General features: G+C 46.7%; 1 pseudogene. It reads right to left on the bottom strand.

Features of this window, described 5'->3' with window-relative positions:
• Positions 1–631 (bottom strand): annotated as a pseudogene (locus tag DW49_RS1000000133200) (hypothetical protein); the annotation flags it as partial.
• Positions 632–775: the final 144 nt, after the last annotated feature.

Below are 775 nucleotides of genomic sequence, written 5' to 3'. Positions count from 1 at the left end.
GGAACGCTAAGGGAGAAGATATTTTGAACAAAATACAGCGAGCCCGCGCGGCAATGAGCACGCAGGCATGAGAGAAGTTAATTTTGAGACGGCACACTAGGTATTCACCAGTGCTTTCATGGTGCTTCGACGATGGTTCATGTGACACGAGTTGTCGATGTTTGATCGTGTTACTGAAACCTGAGAGATACCGAAACCAAGGAAGTCGAGTAACCCGTATAATCTCCGCTTTTAAAGCGCCGCCAGGAAGACAGTCCCTCACCTTGCTGATGGTACACTGCTCTATGTTCATGGGGTGGGGGAGGGCCAAGGCATTTACAAGCTGAGCAAAGATATCGAATGTGTTGCGTGTGATATTGATTGCGGCAATTAGGTTCGCTTCGCTGGCGAGTTTCGCATCCTCAAACTCATCATCCGTTCCCATCATCATTGCCCCGGCGAACATTTTTATTCCGTCAGGGTCATGTTCGACTTGGTATGCTGCGAATGCGTCACGAGCCAGACTCTTGTGATACTGGTAGATAAGCAAAGAGTGGCTCACCGAATCCACCGTGCTCAGTAGCCAGTCCTTATTCGGATTGAGGGTGCGAATATATTCCTTCAGTGCTAGTAAATCCCATTTCCTTGGCATGTTCGCTCCGATGTTTGTCTGGTGTCGTGATTAGAAAACTCAGCTAGTGTACTGTTTTCGAAATAAGTTACCCATAACCTGCAAGCTAAGCTATTGATAAGATTTGAATTTTCCGTTAGTTGGTGGCTGATTTTTTCGAAAACA

This window comes from Pseudomonas avellanae BPIC 631 (genome assembly GCF_000444135.1).
GTDB lineage: Bacteria > Pseudomonadota > Gammaproteobacteria > Pseudomonadales > Pseudomonadaceae > Aquipseudomonas > Aquipseudomonas avellanae.
This window is presented reverse-complemented; position numbering and strand designations above follow the sequence as displayed.